The 1,454-nt window shown below is 63.3% G+C and carries 1 protein-coding gene; it reads right to left on the minus strand.

The window, feature by feature from the left end:
• Window positions 1-109: 109 nt before the first annotated feature.
• The coding region (tnpC, locus tag AACY49_RS29535) for an IS66 family transposase (protein WP_339527705.1) at window positions 110-1,454 on the minus strand (1,345 nt) is incomplete at its 5' end.

Consider the following 1,454-nt stretch of genomic DNA (forward strand, 5'->3'; position numbering starts at 1 on the left):
AGATGCAGCTGATCAAGGCGCAGGGTGACAGGTAAGACAAGGCGACGCATCACCTCCGGTTTCACGTCCTTGAGGGTCACCTTGATCCGGACTCCGGTCGTGTTGAGGCTCATGCCGCCAGCCTCGGATCGTGAGCATGCATCGTGTAGGTCGATGCCCAGGGAAGCAGTTCGTCCAGTCGTGACGCAGGCCAGCCATTGATTAGCTTCGCGAGGACGTCGGCGAGCCAGGCCTTGGGATCGACGTCGTTGAGGCGACAGGTTGTGATCATCGTCAGCATGATGGCGGCACGGTCGGCGCCACGCTGGCTGCCGGCGAAGGTCCAGTTGCGCCGTCCCAAGGCGATGCCTCTCAATGCGCGCTCAGCACAATTGTTGGTCAAGCAGATCCTGCCATCGTCGAGGAAGCGGGCGAAGTCGTCCCAGCGCCTGAGCATGTAGTTGATCGGCTTCAGGACCTCGGAGGAGCGCGAGAGGTTTTCGCGCTCACGCAGCAACCAGACGTGCATGTCCTCGAGAAGCGGCTTGCTCTTTTCCTGGCGCACGGCGCGCCGCTCGTCGGCGCCGCGGCCGTTGATGGCGCGCTCGATCTCGAACAACGCATCAAGGCGTCTGACCGCCTCCAGCGCGATCGGAGAGACCGGTTTGCCCTTCTTACCTTCCCGAGCATTTTTCTCGATGTCAGCCAGCTCGAAGAAGCCCCGCCGCGCATGGGCAAAGCAAAACGCCGGCGTAATCGGCAGCACCTTCCTCTGCGGGTCGAACAGCGGCTCGAAGCCGTTGTAGCAATCCGCTTGCAGAATGCCGGCAAAGGCGGCCAGATGCTTCTGGGGATGTTCGCCTCGTCGGTCGCTCGAGGCGTAATAGACCGCCGCCGGCGGCGCAGGCCCGGCGAAGGGCCGGTCATCCCGCACATAAGTCCAGATCCGCCCGGTCTTGCACTTGCCCTTCGCCAGGATACGGATGGTGGTGTCATCGCCATGAAGGCGCTCGGCCGCGAGCACATGGCGTTCGATCAAGTGAAAGAGCGGCATGACGGCGAAGGTCCCGTGGCCGACCTGGTCGGCCAGCGTCGACAACGGCAGGTCGATCCCCTCGCACTTGAAGCGCGCACTCTGGCGGTTGAGCGGGATATGCATACCGAACTTGTCGAACAGGATCGTCGCGAGCAATTGTGGGCCGATGAAGCCGCGCGGTGTGGCATGGAACGGCGCGGGCGGCTGGCTGATCTTCTCGCAATCGCGGCAGGTGAACTTCTCGCGTACCGTCTCGATCAGCTTGAAGCGGCGCGGGATCTCCTCCAGCGTCTTGGTCACATCCTCACCGATCTTCGCCAGCCGCGATCCACCGCAGCAGGCGCAGGTCGTTGGAGCCTCAATGACGACGCGCTCGCGTTCGATGTCATCCGGCCATGGCTTGCGCACCGGCCGCTTGCGCATGAAGGGGCGGACGTTC

Origin of the sequence: Pseudomonas sp. EL_65y_Pfl2_R96 (assembly GCF_963970905.1) — a bacterium.
Taxonomy (GTDB): domain Bacteria; phylum Pseudomonadota; class Gammaproteobacteria; order Pseudomonadales; family Pseudomonadaceae; genus Aquipseudomonas.